This window comes from Nocardia sp. NPDC051900 (assembly GCF_044452545.1).
GTDB classification, from domain to species: Bacteria; Actinomycetota; Actinomycetes; order Mycobacteriales; family Mycobacteriaceae; genus Nocardia; species Nocardia sichangensis.
Genome location: NZ_JBITBU010000001.1, coordinates 81615 through 98527, shown reverse-complemented (window position 1 = coordinate 98527; position 16913 = coordinate 81615). Strand labels below are relative to the sequence as shown.

General features: G+C 69.8%; 18 protein-coding genes. 2 read left to right on the top strand and 16 right to left on the bottom strand.

The window, feature by feature from the left end; genetic code table 11:
• Window positions 1-96 precede the first annotated feature (96 nt).
• The 15 genes from ACIA5H_RS00450 to ACIA5H_RS00380 form a co-directional block, all read right to left on the bottom strand.
• Complete coding sequence (locus ACIA5H_RS00450) at window positions 97-396, bottom strand: YciI family protein (RefSeq protein WP_364427916.1); 300 nt, start codon at window positions 394-396, stop codon at window positions 97-99.
• Window positions 397-495: 99 nt separating this feature from the next.
• On the bottom strand, window positions 496-1773 hold the full coding sequence (locus ACIA5H_RS00445) for an FAD-binding oxidoreductase (protein WP_355072926.1): 1278 nt from the start codon (window positions 1771-1773) through the stop codon (window positions 496-498).
• A 52-nt stretch (window positions 1774-1825) separates the two neighbouring features.
• Window positions 1826-3391: an alkaline phosphatase D family protein gene (locus tag ACIA5H_RS00440; protein ID WP_397072838.1), complete on the bottom strand. Its 1566-nt coding sequence runs from the start codon at window positions 3389-3391 to the stop codon at window positions 1826-1828.
• Between the two features lie 70 nt (window positions 3392-3461).
• Window positions 3462-4226: a sporulation protein gene (locus tag ACIA5H_RS00435; protein ID WP_397072836.1), complete on the bottom strand. Its 765-nt coding sequence runs from the start codon at window positions 4224-4226 to the stop codon at window positions 3462-3464.
• Between the two features lie 72 nt (window positions 4227-4298).
• Complete coding sequence (locus tag ACIA5H_RS00430; RefSeq protein ID WP_397072834.1) at window positions 4299-4970, bottom strand: phosphoribosylanthranilate isomerase; 672 nt, start codon at window positions 4968-4970, stop codon at window positions 4299-4301.
• 43 nt (window positions 4971-5013) lie between these two features.
• A complete protein-coding gene (locus ACIA5H_RS00425) occupies window positions 5014-5745 on the bottom strand; it encodes a lysophospholipid acyltransferase family protein (protein ID WP_379253056.1) in 732 nt (243 codons plus the stop codon).
• Between the two features lie 178 nt (window positions 5746-5923).
• Window positions 5924-6934, bottom strand: coding sequence for an ROK family protein (locus ACIA5H_RS00420; protein WP_355072938.1), 1011 nt, complete (start codon window positions 6932-6934; stop codon window positions 5924-5926).
• The gene (locus ACIA5H_RS00415; protein WP_397072831.1) at window positions 6931-7347 is read right to left on the bottom strand and encodes a hypothetical protein; all 417 of its coding nucleotides are present in this window, start codon (window positions 7345-7347) and stop codon (window positions 6931-6933) included. The genes ACIA5H_RS00420 and ACIA5H_RS00415 overlap by 4 nt, the downstream gene beginning before the upstream one ends.
• Window positions 7337-8611 (bottom strand): ArsA family ATPase, encoded by a 1275-nt coding sequence (locus ACIA5H_RS00410; protein ID WP_397073399.1) that lies wholly within the window; start codon window positions 8609-8611, stop codon window positions 7337-7339. The genes ACIA5H_RS00415 and ACIA5H_RS00410 overlap by 11 nt, the downstream gene beginning before the upstream one ends.
• 23 nt (window positions 8612-8634) lie before the next feature.
• A complete protein-coding gene (locus ACIA5H_RS00405; RefSeq protein WP_355072941.1) occupies window positions 8635-9069 on the bottom strand; it encodes an SRPBCC family protein in 435 nt (144 codons plus the stop codon).
• A gap of 37 nt (window positions 9070-9106) precedes the next feature.
• Window positions 9107-9490: a polyketide cyclase / dehydrase and lipid transport gene (locus ACIA5H_RS00400; protein WP_355072943.1), complete on the bottom strand. Its 384-nt coding sequence runs from the start codon at window positions 9488-9490 to the stop codon at window positions 9107-9109.
• Window positions 9491-9519: 29 nt separating this feature from the next.
• Window positions 9520-10647 (bottom strand): glycosyltransferase family 4 protein, encoded by a 1128-nt coding sequence (locus tag ACIA5H_RS00395; protein ID WP_355072945.1) that lies wholly within the window; start codon window positions 10645-10647, stop codon window positions 9520-9522.
• A 194-nt stretch (window positions 10648-10841) separates the two neighbouring features.
• A complete protein-coding gene (locus ACIA5H_RS00390) occupies window positions 10842-11834 on the bottom strand; it encodes a hypothetical protein (protein WP_397072828.1) in 993 nt (330 codons plus the stop codon).
• A 150-nt stretch (window positions 11835-11984) separates the two neighbouring features.
• Window positions 11985-13049: an NlpC/P60 family protein gene (locus tag ACIA5H_RS00385; protein ID WP_355081455.1), complete on the bottom strand. Its 1065-nt coding sequence runs from the start codon at window positions 13047-13049 to the stop codon at window positions 11985-11987.
• 218 nt (window positions 13050-13267) lie between these two features.
• Window positions 13268-13837, bottom strand: a complete 570-nt coding sequence (locus ACIA5H_RS00380; protein WP_355081457.1) for a C40 family peptidase — start codon at window positions 13835-13837, stop codon at window positions 13268-13270.
• Between the two features lie 596 nt (window positions 13838-14433).
• On the opposite strand from ACIA5H_RS00380, the gene ACIA5H_RS00375 reads away from it, so the two are divergent.
• Both ACIA5H_RS00375 and ACIA5H_RS00370 read left to right on the top strand, forming a co-directional pair.
• Entirely contained in the window at window positions 14434-16227 is a 1794-nt protein-coding gene (locus tag ACIA5H_RS00375) for a DEDD exonuclease domain-containing protein (RefSeq protein ID WP_397072825.1), read from the top strand.
• Window positions 16228-16232: 5 nt separating this feature from the next.
• Window positions 16233-16508: an Lrp/AsnC family transcriptional regulator gene (locus ACIA5H_RS00370; RefSeq protein WP_067800602.1), complete on the top strand. Its 276-nt coding sequence runs from the start codon at window positions 16233-16235 to the stop codon at window positions 16506-16508.
• A gap of 4 nt (window positions 16509-16512) precedes the next feature.
• Here the strand turns inward: ACIA5H_RS00370 and ACIA5H_RS00365 are convergent, their stop codons facing one another.
• A complete protein-coding gene (locus ACIA5H_RS00365) occupies window positions 16513-16794 on the bottom strand; it encodes a hypothetical protein (RefSeq protein WP_397072823.1) in 282 nt (93 codons plus the stop codon).
• Window positions 16795-16913: the final 119 nt, after the last annotated feature.

The following is a 16913-nucleotide window of genomic DNA, read 5'->3' as shown; positions in this document are numbered from 1 at the left end:
CGGGCCCGAGAAGCGCTCAGTCGGAGTTTCACCGAGTGTGAGTGGCGAATTCGGGGGTGCGTGCTCGCGAATCAGACCCGCTGTGTCCGGTTCACCTCAGGCTCCGTTGCGGTCGGAGGCCGCGATCACCTCGGGCGCGCCGAGTAGTGGCGTGAACTCCACGACCTCGTGCGTCGCGACGCCGTGGAGGAGGTACGGATCGGTGGCGAGGATCGAGTCGAGCCGATCGCGCGGCATATCGGTGGTCAGGTAGACGCCGCCCACCAGTGGAACGCGGCGTCCCGCCAGCACGAGGCGCCGGTCGGTGATGAGCTGCTCCAGCCAGCGACCGTGAGCGGGGCGCAGGGGGTCCACTTCGGCGAGCGGAACGGTGTAGGTGACGGTCACGACGAACATGAACGCAACGCTAGCGCTGGCCCTGATCGGTAGTCATGGCGATTTCCGGCGGCACGCGCACCAGCGGCCCTCGACCGAGGGACGGTACGGGCCGAACCGCTACTCGGCTTCGTACCGCAGCGAGTTCTCCGAACGGCAGATCTCCTCGATGCCGGAGACGATGTCGCGCAACTGTTCCGACGGGAGCGCGGCAGGGCGCAGGCGGCAGGTGAAGGTGATCAGGCCGTGGTCTTCGGCGGGCAGGCCGCGGGCGGCGGATTCGGCGCGCAGGTAGCGCGAGCGTACGCCGTAGGTCATCGCGGAGATGACCGTGAAGCAGCCGGTGCGTTCCCGGTGTCCCGAGAACAGATCGTGGAGGCGGTAGAACACCGACGTATAGCTCGACAGGGGCGCGAAAATGCCCACCCGGTAGGCGGGACCACGCTCGGACGAGCTGAGCGCCGTATCGGCCAGATACTCCGCATCGCGGAGGGTTTGCACCTTCGGCGCGAACAGCACCGCGCCCGCGGCCGCGTTGCGCACAGGCATGCCCGCCTTGCCGGGCGCGGCGGAGGCGATGGCGCCCAGCGATTTCCGCGCGCGCGACCCGACCTCGCGCCGGGCGCGCAGTCCCCTGGTGGGCGCGGTGGGGTACAGGCTCGACCACTGCCCGAAGCGCACGGTGCCCAGCTGTACGTGACCGGTGCCGACCGGGCGCGCCACCTTCAGCGGCGCAGTATCGACCCAGCGGCCGACCTGCAGTTCGGCGTTGCCGGGCCGCAAGATCTCCGCATAGGCGTGCTCGACGAAGGAGTCGAAGTCCAGGAACCGGTCGGCGTCGGTGGTCAGCCAGGTGCGTTCCTTGTCGATCTCGATCGCGTCCAGGGTGAGCGCGGTGATGATGCCCGCCCGGCCGCCCGCGCCCAGGATGCGCTGGAACCGCTCGGTGTGGTGGGTGCGCCCGCAGGTGCCGATGCGCCCGTCGGTGTCCACGTACTCCAGATCGACGATCTGGTCGATGAACAGGCCGTGTTTGTGCGAGGCCGCGCTGACGCCGCCGACCGAGGCGAAGCCGCCCGCGGTGATGTCGCGGTGATCGCCGACGACGGGCAGGCCGAGGCCGTGCGCGCCGAGCCTGCGGTCGATATCGGAGAGTTTGGCGCCCGCCTGCACCCGGACGGTGCGCCGGCCCAGGTTGATGTCCAGCACCTGATTCATCCGGCGCAGCGACACCACGGTCGGCTGAGCGGGCAGCGCGAGGCCCTCGTCGAGCAGCTCGCCGCCGCGCACCATCAGCCGTTCCGATCGCCCACGTGAATCCCGCACCGTGCGAACGACATCGGCGGTATCGCGGGGGAGGTATTCCTCGGCGTTGGAGACAATGTGCGGCGTGCTCATGGCAGAAGAGCTAACCACAGCGCGGCCCGCGCCGCTCCCCCGAAGCGGGGTGTCACCGCGACGCCGGCGCAAGGCTCTTGCTGAACAGGACGGATCCGGCGGCGTCGCACAGATCTACGGTCAGTTCCCTTGACCTTCCGTCGATGCGCACCTCGCCGAAATGCTGGAAGGCGTCCAGTGGCGAGCTGTTCTGCACCGGCGGGGCGTGCACGTAGACCGCCTCCGGACCGAACGTGCCGTCGAGCTGGTTCGGGCCGAACGCGCCCGCGTTGAGCGGACCGGAGACGAACTCCCAGAACTCGTCGAAGTCGGTGAAGGCCGCCCGCTCGGGCGAATAACGGTGCGCCGCCGTGTAGTGCACGTCGGCGGTGAGCCAGACGACGTTGGCCACCTTGTTCGCCTTGATCGACGACAGCACCTGGGCGATCTCGCGTTCCCGGCCCGACGGCGCGCCGGGATCGCCGTTGGCGGGTCCCTCGAAGGCGGTGGTGTTCTTCTGTTCGCCGTCCGGGACGACCAAGCCGAGCGGCAGGTCGTTGGCAATGATCTTCCAGGTGGCGGTGGACTCGCGCAGGCTGTCGACGAGCCACTTCGTCTGCGCCGGACCGAAGATGCGGCCGTCGGGGCCGTTGTTCGCGTTGTTGGCGTCCTTGTTCGCGCGCATGTCCAGCACGAAGACGTCGAGCAGCGGACCGTAGGAGATCTTGCGATACAGGCGGCCGTCCACCGCTTCCCTCGGCTCCAGCGGCATCCACTCGTGGAAGGCCTGCCAGGAACGGGTGGCCAGGGTGTCCATGGAGCGTTCGGTGTAGCCCTTGGACTCGCCGACCAGTCCGCCCGGGTACCAGTTGTTCACCGTCTCGTGGTCGTCCCACTGGACCACTTGGGCGACCGAACTGTTGAAGCGGCGGTAGTTCTCGTCGGTCAGGTTGTAGGCGTAGTTGCCGCGGAACTGGTCGAGGGTCTGCGCGACAGCGCTTTTCGCCTCGCTCACCACATTGCGCCAGATCCGCCCGTCGGGCAGGGCGACCGATTCCCGCAGCGGTCCGTCGGCGTAGATCGAGTCGCCGGAGTGCAGGAACAGATGCGGGTCGCGGGCGGCCATGACGGCGAAGATCCTCATGCCGCCCAGCTCCGGGTTGATGCCGTAGCCCTGGCCCGCGACGTCGCCGGACCACTGGAGCCGGATGTCCGACGCGGCGGTGGGCGCGGTGCGGAAGACGCCGGTGACCGGTTCGGAGGTGGCGCCGTCCTCGCCGCGCAGCGTCACCCGGTAGTGCACCTGCGTTCCGGCGGGCAGGCCGTTGACCCGCACCCGGCCGGTGCCGTCGGAATCGGGTGTGAGCAGCGGTCCGGTGAAACGCTTGGGATCGGTGAACGATTCCGTGGCGGCGGTTTCCACCAGCAAGGTGGCGGGGCGATCGGCGCGGGCCCAGATCAGTGCGCCGTCCGCGCGCGGATCACCCACCGCGACACCGTGTGTGAGCACCGGCCGCCCGCGGACCAGCGCGGGGCCGTTGTCCGGCGAGCATGCCGCCAGTGCAGGGGCCGCCACCAGTCCGAGCGCGGAGGCGCGCAATAGGGTGCGCCGGGAGGGTCTCGAGTCCGAGCCGGTCATGAGGCAACCCTGACGCAACTACGTCAACGGCGCGTGAACGGGCCGGGTCCGTGTGGACAACAAGCAAGAGTCAGTGCGCCAGGCGCGCTATACGGTGGTGCAGTTCGCCCGCCCAGTCCACGCCGGCCAGGTGCTGGTAGTCCACCCACAGCGCGTCGAACACGTCGCGGCCCTCGGAGAGCCAACCGCCGCGCTTGTCCGCCTCCAGGACCACGCTCATGCCGGTCTCGGTCGGAACGAAAGTCACCTCGAGCTGGTTCAGGCCCGGGTAGTGCGGTGCGCCCGCGAACTCGATCTCCTGGTAGAACGGCAGCGTCTGGGGCGTGTCGTGCACCCGGCCGGATTCCACGTCCGCGCTACGCAAATGGAATCCCAAGCGTTCCACCGCTTCCAGCAGCACGTGCTGAGCGGGCAGGGCGCCGACGCCGATCGGGTCGGTGTCGGCGGCGTCCACCGCGCCGTGGATCTCCACGATCGTGCGCAGCGAGACCACCGTGCCGGGCAGGTGTCGTCCGTTGTAGAACGTGATCGGTGTTTCCATCGGCGCGCGGGCCGCGAACCGGAACTCCAGCGGTGCCCCCTCGGGCATATGCAACGGTCCGTGCACCCCGGTACGTCCGAACGCGACGTCGCGCACGCCCTCGTGATCCTCGTACTCCTGCTCGGCCCTGGTCACGAACTCGACGGCCACCTGGGTGATCTCCTGCGCGACCGCACCGCCCCGCAAACGGATCACGCCCTCCACCGTGCCCCCGGGCTGCACACCCGGCGTGAACAACTCGGTCTCCACTTCGGCCCCACCGACCCCGGCCACCGCCAGCAACTTCTTGAACATGCCCGTACTTTCGCCGCGCCGTCTTACCGAAGGCTTGTCATTACCTTGTCGCTGTGGACGACTCGGCCGAGTCTAGGGCAGCGCCGATCGAGCGGCGGCGACGAAGGCGTCGCAAGCAGCGGGATCCTTGTGGCCGCCGGGGTATTCGACGCCGCTGTTGACGTCGACGGCGTACGGGTGGACCTGCCCGACGGCCGCGGCGACCGTCGCGGGCGTGAGGCCGCCTGCCAGTACGACGGGACGGTCGAACTCGGCCATCGCGCCGACGATGGTGGCGCTGATCGACCAATCGTGTGCGCGTCCGGTGCCGCCCAGCCGGTCGGGGGTGCGCGAATCGAGCAGCACCGCATCGCAATACGGAGCCATGGCGCGTGCGGCGCCGACGGCCTCCGGACCGGTCACGTGTACGGCGGCGAGAACCGGCCGCCCGGCCGCGCGTTCGTGTACCCGGGCGACCACATCGGCGGAGACCAGCCCGTGGACCTGGATCGCGTCCACACCCACCCGGTCGGCCAGTGCGATGATCGCCGCCGGGTCCTCCAGATGTGTGACCAGCACGCGGGTGACGAACGGCGGGGTGGCCGCCGCCAGCGTGGCAGCGCGACGCCGGTCGAGCGCGTCTTCACTGACATGCGTTACGCCCGAGATGAATCCGACCGCGTCGGCGCCCGCGGCGACGGCGGCGCGCAGGTCGGCCTCCGATCGGATGCCACAGATCTTCGTCCGTACGGTCGACGGGCGCACGTCAGCCGGCTCGAGGGGACCTTGATCGTCCTGGATGGAGTGATCAGCCTGCGGCGGTGTCCGGGATGCGGACGGGGACGGCGGCGGGGTGGCTGCCGCTGGGGACGCCCTTCTTCAGGCTGTGGGCGTAGACGTCGACGTACTCCTGGCCGGTGAGCTGCATGAGCTCGTACATGACCTCGTCGGTGACGGCGCGCTCGACGAAGCGGTTGCCGCCCATGCCGTCGTAGCGGGAGAAGTCGATGGGCTCGCCGAACTTGACTTTCACCTTCCTGCGGCGCCAGCGGAACGGTCCGGGCGGGCTCACCTCGTCGGTGCCGATGACGGCGACCGGGATGACGGGGACGCCGGTCTCCAGCGCCAGGCGGGCCAAGCCGGTCTTGCCCTTGTACAGGCGGCCGTCGGGGGAGCGGGTGCCCTCGGGGTAGAGGCCGACCAGACGGCCCTGGTCGAGCAGCTTGCGGGCGGCGTTGAGCGCGTCCTCCGCGGCGTCGGCGCCGCTGCGATCGATCGGGTACTGGCCCGAGGCGCTGAAGAAGAACTTCTGGAGCCGGCCCTTGATGCCCGGGGTGTTGAAGTACTCGGCCTTGGCGAGGTAGCTGATCCGCCGCGGGCTGAGCAACGGAGCGAACAGCCAGTCGGCGAAGGAGAGATGGTTACCCGCCATGATGGCCGGCCCGTCCGCCGGAATGTTCTCTACGCCTTCGACCGTAGGCCGGTTGTAGAGATGAATGAACGGTCCCAGCAGCACGAACTTCAGCAGCCAGTAGAACATGACGTCCTTCCCCCGGGACCGGGATAGTTGCGGGCACCTGCTTCAACTGCCGACTTTACCGCCGGTGCAAGATCACATCCAACCGCAGCGGCGAATCTCACCACACTTCGGCCCCGACGCCGAGCGATGACGACGACCGGCGTGTCGCGGCAGGCCACGAGGGGTCGTGGCGGCGTGGTCAACGACTGGTCCGCGCGACGCGCGCGGACTTACGCGCGCCCGAGGGCAGTGCCGCCCTCGCGAGGTCGGCCGCGCCGATCATGCCCGCGGCCTCACCCAGTTGGGTGGTTCGTATGCGGGCCAGCGGCCGGTGTCCCGCGCCCGTGATCGCGCGCGCGTACTCTTCGCGCGCCTCGTCCAGGAACAACGGCGCCGAACTGCTCACGCCGCCCGCGATGACCACCAGGTCCGGATCGAAGATGTCGCTGACGAACGCCAGCCCGAGCCCGAGCCAGCGCGCGAAGTCGGCCATCACCCGCACGGCGAGCGGGTCGCCGTCCTGCGCGGCGCCCGCGACCCGCCGTCCGGTCAGCGAGCCGGGATCGCGTGCCACATCCCTGGCCAGCACGGAGCGCAGGGTATCGCTGGCCAGCATCTCGATCGCGGTCTCTGCCAAAGCGGTTCCGCTGCAGTAGCGCTCCCAGCACCCGCGTTTGCCGCACGGACAGGGCCGCCCCTGCGGAACGACTTGCAGATGACCCAGTTCGGGTGCGACGCCGTGCGTGCCCCGATACAGCTGGCCGTCGATCAGCAGGGCGGCGCCGATGCCGGTGCCGATCGCGATCAGCACCACGTTGTGCCCGCCCGCGGCGGCGCCGAACCGATACTCGGCCCACATCGCCGCGTTGGCGTCGTGTTCCAGGATCACCGGCAGTTCCAGCCGTTCGGTGAGACGCTGGGCGACCGGGGCGTCCTGCCAGGGTAGATGCGGGGCGAACCGGACGGTGGAGCGATCGCCGTTGATGAACCCGGCGACCGCGAGGCCGACCGCGCCGATGGGATGCCTGCCGGACAGGTCGCGCACGGCCCGGTCCAGCGCGTCCTCCAGCGCTCGCGCGGAATGCGGCGTCGGCGCCTGGACCGTGTCCAGCACCTCGCCGCTGTCATCGATCACCGACGCCCGAATGTTGGTGCCGCCGACGTCTATTCCGACGGTCAGCGGTCGCGTACCGGCCATCTGGTGCGTCATACCTTGATCGTCACGGGAATGTCGACGTAACGGGGACCGTCGTCGTCCCCGGGCCGGCCATGGCGATGCGGCGCGCCGGTCTCCGGGTCGGCTTCGGTGGGCATGACGGGTTCGACCGGCACTCCGGCCAGCGCCTCGCGCAGCACGGTGACGATCGCGGTGCCGTGCTCGGCGACCGCGGCCAGCACGTCGTGGTGCTCCCCGCGCACCAGCGCCGCGGCCGCGCACACCGGACACCAGCTGCAGCTGGACCACTCGACGTGTCCGTCGGCCGCGCGCCGCAGCACCGGCTCGACCCGTTCCAGCACCGCCTCGGCCAGCAGCTTCAATTCCTCGGCGAATTCGGCGACACCGTCCGGCGCGGTGTGGCCGCCGACCTCCTCGCCCCTGGGCGAGTGCGGATCACCGGTCATCGTCGCGACTTTCGGACGCGTGCGCCCAGACCCGGGGATCGGGCCGGAAGCGGACCACCAGGTATCCGTCATCGAGTTCGGCGCCGTCGACCGTGCACCGCCGCAATACCGGCGCCAGACCAACCCGGCGCCGGACACCGTCCGCTCCCACGATCAAATCGTCCTCCACTCGGCCAAGGCGCAATGTGGCGGCGTCGACCACCGGCAGGTGCATGCGCAGCGCGTACACCGACTGCAATCCGGTGCCGGATTCCAGGAGAACCAGCGGTTCGCCGGAACTCGCGTCGACCTCCGTCTGATTGTCGCTCAGCATAAGCGCAGCGTCCCCGGTGTCGCCCGCCGAGTCCATCGCGTACGACAGCGCGGCCAGCGAGTTCAGCCCGATCGGCTCCGGGCCGGTGTGCCGCGCGATCACCACCGGTATACCCGGCATCGTGCTCCGCAACTCGGCGATGACGTCGGATTGTTCGCCGCGCCGGTTCGAATACCACTGCACGGCCGGATGTTCGGCTCCGTCGGGCGTCGCGAGATCGGGTAGCACCTTGTTCACCACGACGGCGTCCAGCCGCAGGCCCAGCAGCGCCGCGGCGGAGCGCACCCGCTGCGACTCGGCCACCGCGACGCGCTCGGCGAGGGTGACCAGCCGCGCCCGCGTGCGCCGGTGGTCGGCGAGCAGATCGCGAACTTCCGTGACCGCCCGCACGATTCGTTCCACCGTTGCCGCGAGCACGGCGCGCCGCAGGTCGGTGCCGACGGCGCTCATCGCCCGTGCGTGCGGCGGCCACATCCGTTCCACGTAACCCAGCAGCGTGCCCGGCGCGGTGACGATGCGCAGCATGTCCGCCGAGGGCGGGCAGTCGACGACGATCAGATCCCAGTCGTCCTCGGCGGCGAACTGGGCGATCTCCACCAGCATCAGCAGTTCCTGCACGCCGGGCAATCCGGTCAGTTCCGCCGGGTCCAGCGCGGCGAGGTCGAAACCGTGCTCGTGTCCGCGGCCGGCCGAGATCACCCGCACCACGTCGCGGAACCGGTCCTCGAGCAGCGCGAGCGAATCGATCTCGATCACGTCCAGTCCGGGCAGCACGGTGGCGACGCCGGTGACGGTGCCCGGATCGTGCGGGAAGCGGAAGCCGAGCGCGTCGCCGAGCGAATGCGCCTGATCCAGCGAGGCGATCAGCACGCGACGGCCCGACCTGGCCTCGGCCATGGCGGTGGCGCACGCGAGCGTGGTCTTGCCCACCCCACCCTTGCCGATGAACAGCTCGACCCGGGTCTTGTGCGCGGTCAGCCTTCGACCCGTTTCTTCAGTTCCTTCAGCGCGGTGTCGGTGATCACTTTCTCGGCCTTGCGCTTGAACATGCCGATCATCGGGATGTTCAGGTCGACGGTGAGCGTGTAGACGACCTCGGTGCCGCCGGGCCGATCGATCAGCTCGTAGGTGCCGTTCTGCGCCTTCTGCAACTCGCCGCTGAGCAGCCGCCAGCTGACCGCCTTACGGTCGGCGCGCCACTCGTAGGACAGGACGTAGGTGTCCTTGACCACCCCGGCGTCCAACACGAACCGCGCGGTCTTGGCCAGACCGTCCGGCCCCACCTCCAGCACCTCCACCGACTTCGCCGCGGATACCCACTCGGGATAGGACTCCAGATCGGCGATGACGGACATCACCTGCTGCGACGGGGCCTCGATGACGATCGATCTCTGGGTCCGGTCGGCCATGCGGACAGCGGTTCCTTTCAGCGTCGGTGCTGGTAGATCAAGGCTGGGGCGCGGGACTGACACCGGCGGGGCGGCCCGCCTCCAGCCGGGACTTCACCTCGAACGACATGTTCTTGCCCGCGACCCGGCGCGCCCGGTTGGCGGCGGCGAGCTTGCCCGCGGGCAGCGCGGGCTCCGGCTCGGCGTGCAGGAAGTAGTGCAGGATCACCCCGTCGAGCGCGGGCTCCAGCCACACCTCCATGGTCCCCGTCAGGCCACCGGACACCGACCAGCGGATACCCTTCTCGGCTCGATCCTCACGGACATCCAGGGCCAGGTCGGGCCACCAACGGCGCCAATTGTTCGGTCCCGCCAGCAGCTCGGCCACGGCGGCCCCCGGTGCGGCGACGAAGGTCTGATCTGCGACCTGGATACTGCTCACTCCGCTGAGCGTAGTAGATGCGACGCGGATCACCGCAGCAGCTGTCGTAGGCGCGCGCCCAAGCTGTCCCAGCGCCACTGCTGCTCGACGAACGCGCGGCCCGCCGCGCCCATCCGCGCGGCGGCATCCCGGTCGGACAGAATGTCCACCAGGGCGTCGGCGATCTGCTGCACGGAACGCCCGTCTACCACGCGACCGGTCTTGCCCTCGATCACCGTCTCCGGCGCGCCGCCGGAGTTACCCGCCACCACCGGGACGCCGGACGCCGACGCCTCCAGGTAGACGATGCCGAGCCCCTCCACATCCAGCCCCGCGCCCCTGGTCCGGCACGGCATCGCGAAGACGTCCGCCAGCGTGTGATGCGCGGCCAACTCACCGGACGGGACGCGGCCGGTGAACACCACGTCCTCGGTGACGCCCGCGGCGACCGCCAGGGCGCGCAGCTTGTCCTCGAAGGGGCCGCCGCCCGCGATCACCAGGACCGCGCCCGGCACACGCTCACGGATATCGCGCATCGCCAGGATCAGCGCGTCCTGCCCCTTGCGCGGCACCAGCCGGGACAGGCACAGAATGGTCGGCCGGTCGCCGAGGCCGTATCGTTCGCGCAGTTCGGCCCGCGCGGCCGGATCCGGGCGGAAGACCTCGGAGTCCACCCCGGGCGGCAGATACTCGAGCGCCGCGTTCGAGCCGAACGCGGACGCGAACCGGCGGCGGGTATAGCGGCTGACGTAGGTGACCACATCGGTGTGCTCGCCGATGGCACGCAGCGCCTGCCTGGCCCCCGGCAGCATCGACCACCCGACCTCGTGTCCGTGGGTACTGGCCAGAATCCGTTCCGCGCCCGCGCGACGCAGCGCGGGCGACAGCAGCGCCAGCGGCGCCGCGGCCCCGAACCACACCGTGTCGCACTGCTCGCTGCGCAACAGTCGCGCGGCTCTGCGCAGCACCAGCGGAGTCGGCAGCATCAGCGTGGTGGGATGGCGAATGACCTGGAACTTCTGCCGGGCATCGAACTTCAGATGGCTGTCGCCACGCCAGCGCGGAGCGTAGACCACCAGGTCGTCCGGCGGCAGCTCACCGGCCAACGCCTGCAGATACGACTGGATACCGCCCGGCCGCGGCGGGAAATCATTGGTAACCAGCAGAGTTCGAGCCATGCGCAACAAAATACTGGGTCTGATTTGCAGCGCCTGCGGCGCTGCGTGTTCGCGGCCCCTTTGTGGCCGCGAACGGAAGAGGCTCGGTCTCGCTTCGCTCCAGTTGCCACGCGACGCCTTCCTATTCCGCACCGACGTCCGCTGACCCTGCGTAACGGGCGCGGCACCGGTGCGCTCGCGGCTGTCGGTAGGGGTCAGGCGGTTCGGGTTCGGAGCCACTCGCGCCAGTCGTCGACGAAATCGGCGCGGGGGGTGCCGAGGACTTCGCGGAGGATGCCGTCTTCGGTGGTGGGGTCCTGTTTGCCCGCCGCGATGCGGTGGTAGAGCTGGACGAGGCGGGCTCGGTCGTACTTCTCGGCGACGAAGGCACAGATCGACCAGGCCTTTTCGTATGTGAAGGCGGCGTCGGGGCCGGAGAAGTCGGTGTCGGGCGGCAGATCCTCGGGGATCCGGCCCGCGTGGGCATGCGCGGTGAGCGTGGGAGCGATGTCGGAGAACCGCTGGTCCTCCCCGTGGTGCGCGGTGTAGTCGGCGAAACCCTCCAGCATCCACAGCGGGGCGCCGTCGACGGTGTCGGCGCGAGCGGCGATGTGGGTGAGTTCATGCCGCAGCAGGGTGGCCATGCCCTCGGGATCGAGGCGGCGTCCGGTGTCGGGGCCGAAGACGACGCGCTGGCCGGTGGGCCGACTGCCCGCCGTGAACGGATCGGCGACGGAGGCGGCGGCGACTTCGGCGGGCAGGAGACCGGGTGAGCGCAGCAGGGCCGCGAACTCGGAGGGCGACGAGGCGACGACGACCAGCGCGGACTGCGCCCAGCCGGGACCCCAGACGTCGGTCACCGCGGCGGTGGCCTCGGCGAGTTCACGTTCCAGCACGTCGATTTCGATCCGCTGGTCGGGATGGCCGACGACCAGGGACCGTCCCCCGTCTCCGGTCGGCACTTGGCGGGCGATGATCGACCCGAACGGTTCGACGATGCGCCGCACCTCGGCCAGCCGGGGATCGGCGGCCGCCGCCTGACCCACCGCCTCGGTCGCTCCCGGCTCCGCGGCCCGCAGTTTCGGCAGCACCGTGTTCGGCAACATGATCAGCGCGACGCACACGCCGGTGAGTGCCACCACCATCGCGACGGTGAGACAGAACTCGAAGCGTCGCCGGGCCGAGCACCACGCGCGCAATCTCCGCATGCCGTTCATCGGCGCGCCCCGGCGGGGGATACGGCTGTGCGGCCGACGGGGTAGGCGCCGCGCCGCCCGCCCGGGTGGGTCACCGTTGCCCGTCGCGGGTTGGCTGGGCTTCGAGTACTGCGGTGCCGCTGGTTGGCTCGCTCACGGCCTCTAGTATCGCCGAGCCGAATGGAACGGCGTCGAGCTCATGGGTGCGACCGCGACGGGCACGCCGAAGGTGGAGGCATGCAGCATGAGCCCGTTGCCCGCGTAGATGCCGACGTGCGAGATGTCGGAGTAGAAGAACACGACGTCGCCGGGCTGCAGATCCTCCTTGGCCACGGGTGTGCCGTAGGTGGCCTGCTGCGAGCTCGTCCGGGGCACGTTCTTGCCGACCTGCTTGAACGCCCACTGGACGAGGCCTGAGCAGTCGAACTGGTCCGGACCGGTGGCGCCCCAGACGTAAGGGTCGCCGATCCGGGTGAGACCGGCCGCCAGCGCGCTGGTCCCGCTGCCGGGGACGAGGCCCTGCAAGAGACTGTCCCGGTCGAAGCCGGGCGGGAACGGCGATCCGGCGAGGGCCGACTTGTCCTTGGCCGACAGCGACCCCCAAGCCTGCACCACCTGGGCGATGGCGCCGCCGAGGTCGCTGCGCTTGTGCTCCAGTTCGATGCGCACCGCCTCGGCTTTCTGCGCGGCGGAACGGGCGGCGTCGGCGGCGGTGCGGGCCGCCGATTCGGCGGCGGTCGCGGCGTCGGTGGCCTTCGAGTAGTGGTCGAGCTGCTCGGAGGTCTGCGCGGACACCACGTCCAGCGTGGACATCTGGTCGAGCAGTTGCTGCGGTGAGTCGCTGACCAGCACGGCGAACAGGCGGTTGGTGCGGGCGCCCTGGTAGGCGGCGATCGCGGTGCGGTCGATGACCGGCCGATACCGGCGGATCTCGTCCCTGGCCTGGTTCACCAGGTCGGTGCTGGCGGCCAGCCGAGCGTCGGCGTCACGCTGGACGGCGAGCTTCGCGTCCAACTCGGCTTCCACGCCCAGAGCTTGCTGGTTGAGCTGTTCGGACTGACGAGACAGATCGATCATCCGCTGCACCGCCTCCGTGGCGGTGGAGGGAAGCGCCACCGGATCCGCTCCGGCCGGGCCGCCGCCGTAGAGACCGGCGGCCAGCAATCCGGCTGCCAGCGTCCCTCCCACCAGACGTTTGGTCTGCTGTCCCCGGTGATGCTCAGCCACAGCCCGCGGTGCCCCGTTCTCTCGTGCAGCGATCTCTCGCGAAACCGACGCGGAAGCCTTCGACGAACCCCGAGGTTTGCGCCGGGCGAACCCGGGTAATCGGTGGAAGGTCTCGGTTAGGTTACGGAACGGCCCTCATCGATGTCCAGTAGAGAACGAATTGATCACAGGGCCGTGGTGCGGTCGGGCCGCGATCTCGCGGCCCGACCAGCTGCTGCTCAGAAGCGGCGAGCGCCTGCGATCGGCATGGAGGAGATCGGCGCCACCTTCACGGGCTGGCCCGAGGTGGACGCGTGCACGACGTTGCCGTCACCGGCGTAGAGGCCGGAGTGGCCGCCGCCGTAGAACGAGACGAGGTCGCCGGGGCGCAGATCGTCCAGGGACACGGGGCTGCCCGCGGCGAGCTGGGCGCCGCTGGTGCGGGGCAGTTCGATGCCCGCTTGGCGGTAGGACCACTGGACCAGGCCGGAGCAGTCGAACGCGTCCGGGCCCGCGGCGCCGTAGACGTACGGCGAGCCGACCTTGCTCAGGGCGGCGTCCAGCGCGATGTCACCGGAGGCCTTGGGTGCGACGAAGGGCAGGGGAGCGGGGCCGGGCAGCTCGACGCCCGGAATGCCCGGCGGAACCGGCAGCTCGTTCGGAACGTCGAAGGTTCCCACGCCGGGGACGGTCACCGGCTGGGCCGACGCGGGGGCTGCGGGCAGCAGGAACGCGCCGATGGTGGCAGCGCCGACGGCCCCGGCGGCAACAGCGCGCTTCGCCTGACGCTTGGCGGCGTTGGTCGTCATGATGCGGTACTCCCAATCTGCCTCACGACGCCGCACCCGGTGGTGCCGCGGACTTCGTCGGCGCCGCACCGGTCGGCGCGGCGGGACTCCGTGAGGTCTCGAAAAGGTTACGAACACATCACGGTCGTTTGTAAAGCGTCGGCGAAGCGAAATGGGGTTGCTCAACAATTTCACCGGCTAATGGATGTGAGATGCGTCCCACCGAATCACGAAAAGATAACGGCGGGGTAATCGTGCGAGAGCGCGCCTTCGAGCAGGGTCGCGCGGCGGGGTGGACCGGTCGGCTACCCCGGGTGGGTCTGCGGAGTGTTTTCCCAGGTAGTGGCGGATAATGTGCCATAGGTTCCGATATGGTCGGTCGTTCGTACACCGTAGAGCCAGGGGTTGCCGACACGCCCGGGGTCGGCAGATCGCTTTTCGCGGGACTCGCCGCAATGTTTGATACAGTTTTGAACCGTATGTGATCTGAGTCTCTTTTCCGCATTTCTAGATCATTTCCCGGGTATCCCCCCGAAATCTCCACGGTGTCATTCGGACATTTCGCGGCGTATTCGCGTGCTCGGTTCCTGTCGGACCGTGGCCCTACGCTGCTCGCCGTGTCCGATCCCGTGCCGCGCCCGGCCGTCCAGCAGCTGGCTTTCGACGAGCTCGACACCCCCTTGTACGACACGACTTTCGTGGTCGTGGACCTGGAGACCACCGGGACCAGTCCCGGGGCCGACGGCATCACCGAGATCGGAGCGGTGAAGGTGCGCGGCGGGGAGGTGCTCGGCGAATTCGCGACACTGGTCAACCCGGGACGAGCGATACCGCCCGCGATCGTGCACGTCACGGGCATCACCACCGCGATGGTGTACGCCGCGCCGCGCATCGAGGCGGTGCTGCCCGGCTTCCTGGAGTTCGCCGCGGGCGCGGTGCTGGTCGCGCACAACGCACGGTTCGACATGGCGTTCCTGCGTGCCGCCGCGGCGCAGTGCGACACCGCATGGCCGGCCGCGCAGGTGCTGTGCACCGTGAAACTGGCGCGACGGGTGCTCGGGCGCGACGAGGCGCCTTCCGTGCGGCTGGTTTCGCTGGCCCGGCTGCTCGGCGCCACCACGCAGCCGACGCACCGGGCACTGCAAGACGCGCGCGCGACCGTCGACGTGCTGCACGCCCTGATCGCGCGGGTCGGGAACCAAGGTGTCCACAGTCTCACCGAGCTGCTCGACTACTTGCCCGACGTCACGCCCCGGCAGCGCTCCAAACGCGTCCTCGCGGCCGATCTCCCCGCCGCTCCGGGGGTGTATTTGTTCCGCGGTCCCTCGGACGAAGTCCTATATATAGGCACGGCTGTGAACCTGCGCCGCCGCGTCCGTAACTACTTCACCGGTTCGGAGACCAGAGGGCGGATGAAAGAGATGGTCTCGCTGGCGCTTCGGGTCGACCACGTGGTGTGCGCGCACGCGCTCGAGGCGGGGGTGCGCGAACTGCGGCTGTTGGTGGCGCACACCCCGCCCTACAACCGCCGGTCGAAATTCCCGAAACGGGCCTGGTGGCTCACTCTCACCGACGAGCCGTTCCCGCGGTTCTCGGTGGTGCGCGAGCCCGGCCGGGACGCGCTGGGGCCGTTCCACTCCCGCAACGACGCCGCCGACCTGGGCGTGATCATCGCCGAATTCACCGGGTTGCGCACTTGCACGGCACGGCTGTCAAGGAACGCGGCGCACGAGTGCCCGCCCGCCCTGGTCGGCGGCTGTCCAGCGGGCTCCCAGGGAAAGCCGCTGAACATGGCGCAGTACGCGCCCGCGCCCGCGCTCGTGCGCGCGTTGTTCGCCGGGCGCAGCGACGCGCCGATCCGGTTCATGCTCGACCGCATCGAAACTCATTCGCGCGCGGAACATTTCGAGGCGGCGGCGCGGCTGCGCGATCGCGTGGCGCGAGTAGTGCGCGCGCTGCGGCGCACCCAGCGACTGGCCGCGGTGGCGCGCATCGCCGAGCTGATCGCCGCGCATCCCGACGGTGACGGCGGGTGGGAGTTCGCGGTCATCCGGTACGGCCGCCTGGCCGGTTCCGGTACCGCCCAGAGGGGCGTGCCGCCGATGCCCATCGTGGAGCAGATCGTGGCCGCCGCCGAAACAGTGGTTCCGGCCTGGGTCGCCGGACCGCATGTGCAGGACCACGCCAGGTCTCCGGTCGAGAACGCCCCGCCTTTACGCGGCGCGTCCCCCGAGGAAGTAGCGCTGGTCGTACGCTGGCTGGCCCGGCCCGGCGTCCGCATCGTGCGGACCACGGACGGGTATCACGAGCCGCTCTTCGGCGCGGCGCGCTGGCTGGGCTGGGCGGAACTGGCCGACGCGGCGGTCCGCGCCCAACCGACCGAGGAAGGTTATCTGGACCGCTTAGGCTGAGCGTCATGATTACCGCGATCGTCTTGATCCACGCCGACAACGGCCGCATCCCGGAGACCGCGCAGGCGGTCGCGGACACCGACGGCGTCGCCGAGGTCTACTCCTGCGCGGGTGACGTGGACCTGATCGCGATCGTGCGGGTACGTGACCACGAGCAGATCGCCGATGTGGTGACCGGCCGGATCGACAAGACACCGGGTGTCCTGCGCACCACGACCCATATCGCGTTCAAGTCGTATTCGCGCGCCGAAGTGGAGGCGGCGTTCTCGCTCGGCGAATAGTCCCTCAGTCCCGCACCCGGACACTGCGCACGGCGAAATAGGCGCCGTCGTTCGGTGGCAGCACGACGACGTCGCCCGAGCAGTCCGGCGACTCGTACAAGTGCGCGACTCCATCGGTGCGGTTGCGGATCTCCACGTCGGACCCGTCGCCGACCTCGACGCAGCCGACCGGGTTCTCGTACACGACGCCGTCGGCGAACAAAACGCCTCCGGCCGCATTCGCTCCTGGGACGGCGGCGATGCCTGCGGTGGCGAGGACGACGAGTAGCGGAACGAAAAGTCGCATGTCGGTGCTCCTCGTCGGTCGAACCGATCGGCGCGGTGCCCGACTCGGCATGCGCCGAATTGTCCGGCCGACGTTACCGGCCGCGACGATCGCGGCCGCGGCCCTCGCTCAGGTCAGCG

Bases quoted from the DNA above. Each gene is read 5' to 3' on its own strand.
- ACIA5H_RS00450 (WP_364427916.1), bottom strand. From the start codon at position 396: ATGTTCGTCGTGACCGTCACCTACACCGTTCCGCTCGCCGAAGTGGAC.
- ACIA5H_RS00445 (WP_355072926.1), bottom strand. From the start codon at position 1,773: ATGAGCACGCCGCACATTGTCTCCAACGCCGAGGAATACCTCCCCCGC.
- ACIA5H_RS00440 (WP_397072838.1), bottom strand. From the start codon at position 3,391: ATGACCGGCTCGGACTCGAGACCCTCCCGGCGCACCCTATTGCGCGCC.
- ACIA5H_RS00435 (WP_397072836.1), bottom strand. From the start codon at position 4,226: ATGTTCAAGAAGTTGCTGGCGGTGGCCGGGGTCGGTGGGGCCGAAGTG.
- ACIA5H_RS00425 (WP_379253056.1), bottom strand. From the start codon at position 5,745: ATGTTCTACTGGCTGCTGAAGTTCGTGCTGCTGGGACCGTTCATTCAT.
- ACIA5H_RS00420 (WP_355072938.1), bottom strand. From the start codon at position 6,934: ATGACGCACCAGATGGCCGGTACGCGACCGCTGACCGTCGGAATAGAC.
- ACIA5H_RS00415 (WP_397072831.1), bottom strand. From the start codon at position 7,347: ATGACCGGTGATCCGCACTCGCCCAGGGGCGAGGAGGTCGGCGGCCAC.
- ACIA5H_RS00405 (WP_355072941.1), bottom strand. From the start codon at position 9,069: ATGGCCGACCGGACCCAGAGATCGATCGTCATCGAGGCCCCGTCGCAG.
- ACIA5H_RS00395 (WP_355072945.1), bottom strand. From the start codon at position 10,647: ATGGCTCGAACTCTGCTGGTTACCAATGATTTCCCGCCGCGGCCGGGC.
- ACIA5H_RS00390 (WP_397072828.1), bottom strand. From the start codon at position 11,834: ATGCGGAGATTGCGCGCGTGGTGCTCGGCCCGGCGACGCTTCGAGTTC.
- ACIA5H_RS00380 (WP_355081457.1), bottom strand. From the start codon at position 13,837: ATGACGACCAACGCCGCCAAGCGTCAGGCGAAGCGCGCTGTTGCCGCC.
- ACIA5H_RS00370 (WP_067800602.1), top strand. From the start codon at position 16,233: ATGATTACCGCGATCGTCTTGATCCACGCCGACAACGGCCGCATCCCG.
- ACIA5H_RS00365 (WP_397072823.1), bottom strand. From the start codon at position 16,794: ATGCGACTTTTCGTTCCGCTACTCGTCGTCCTCGCCACCGCAGGCATC.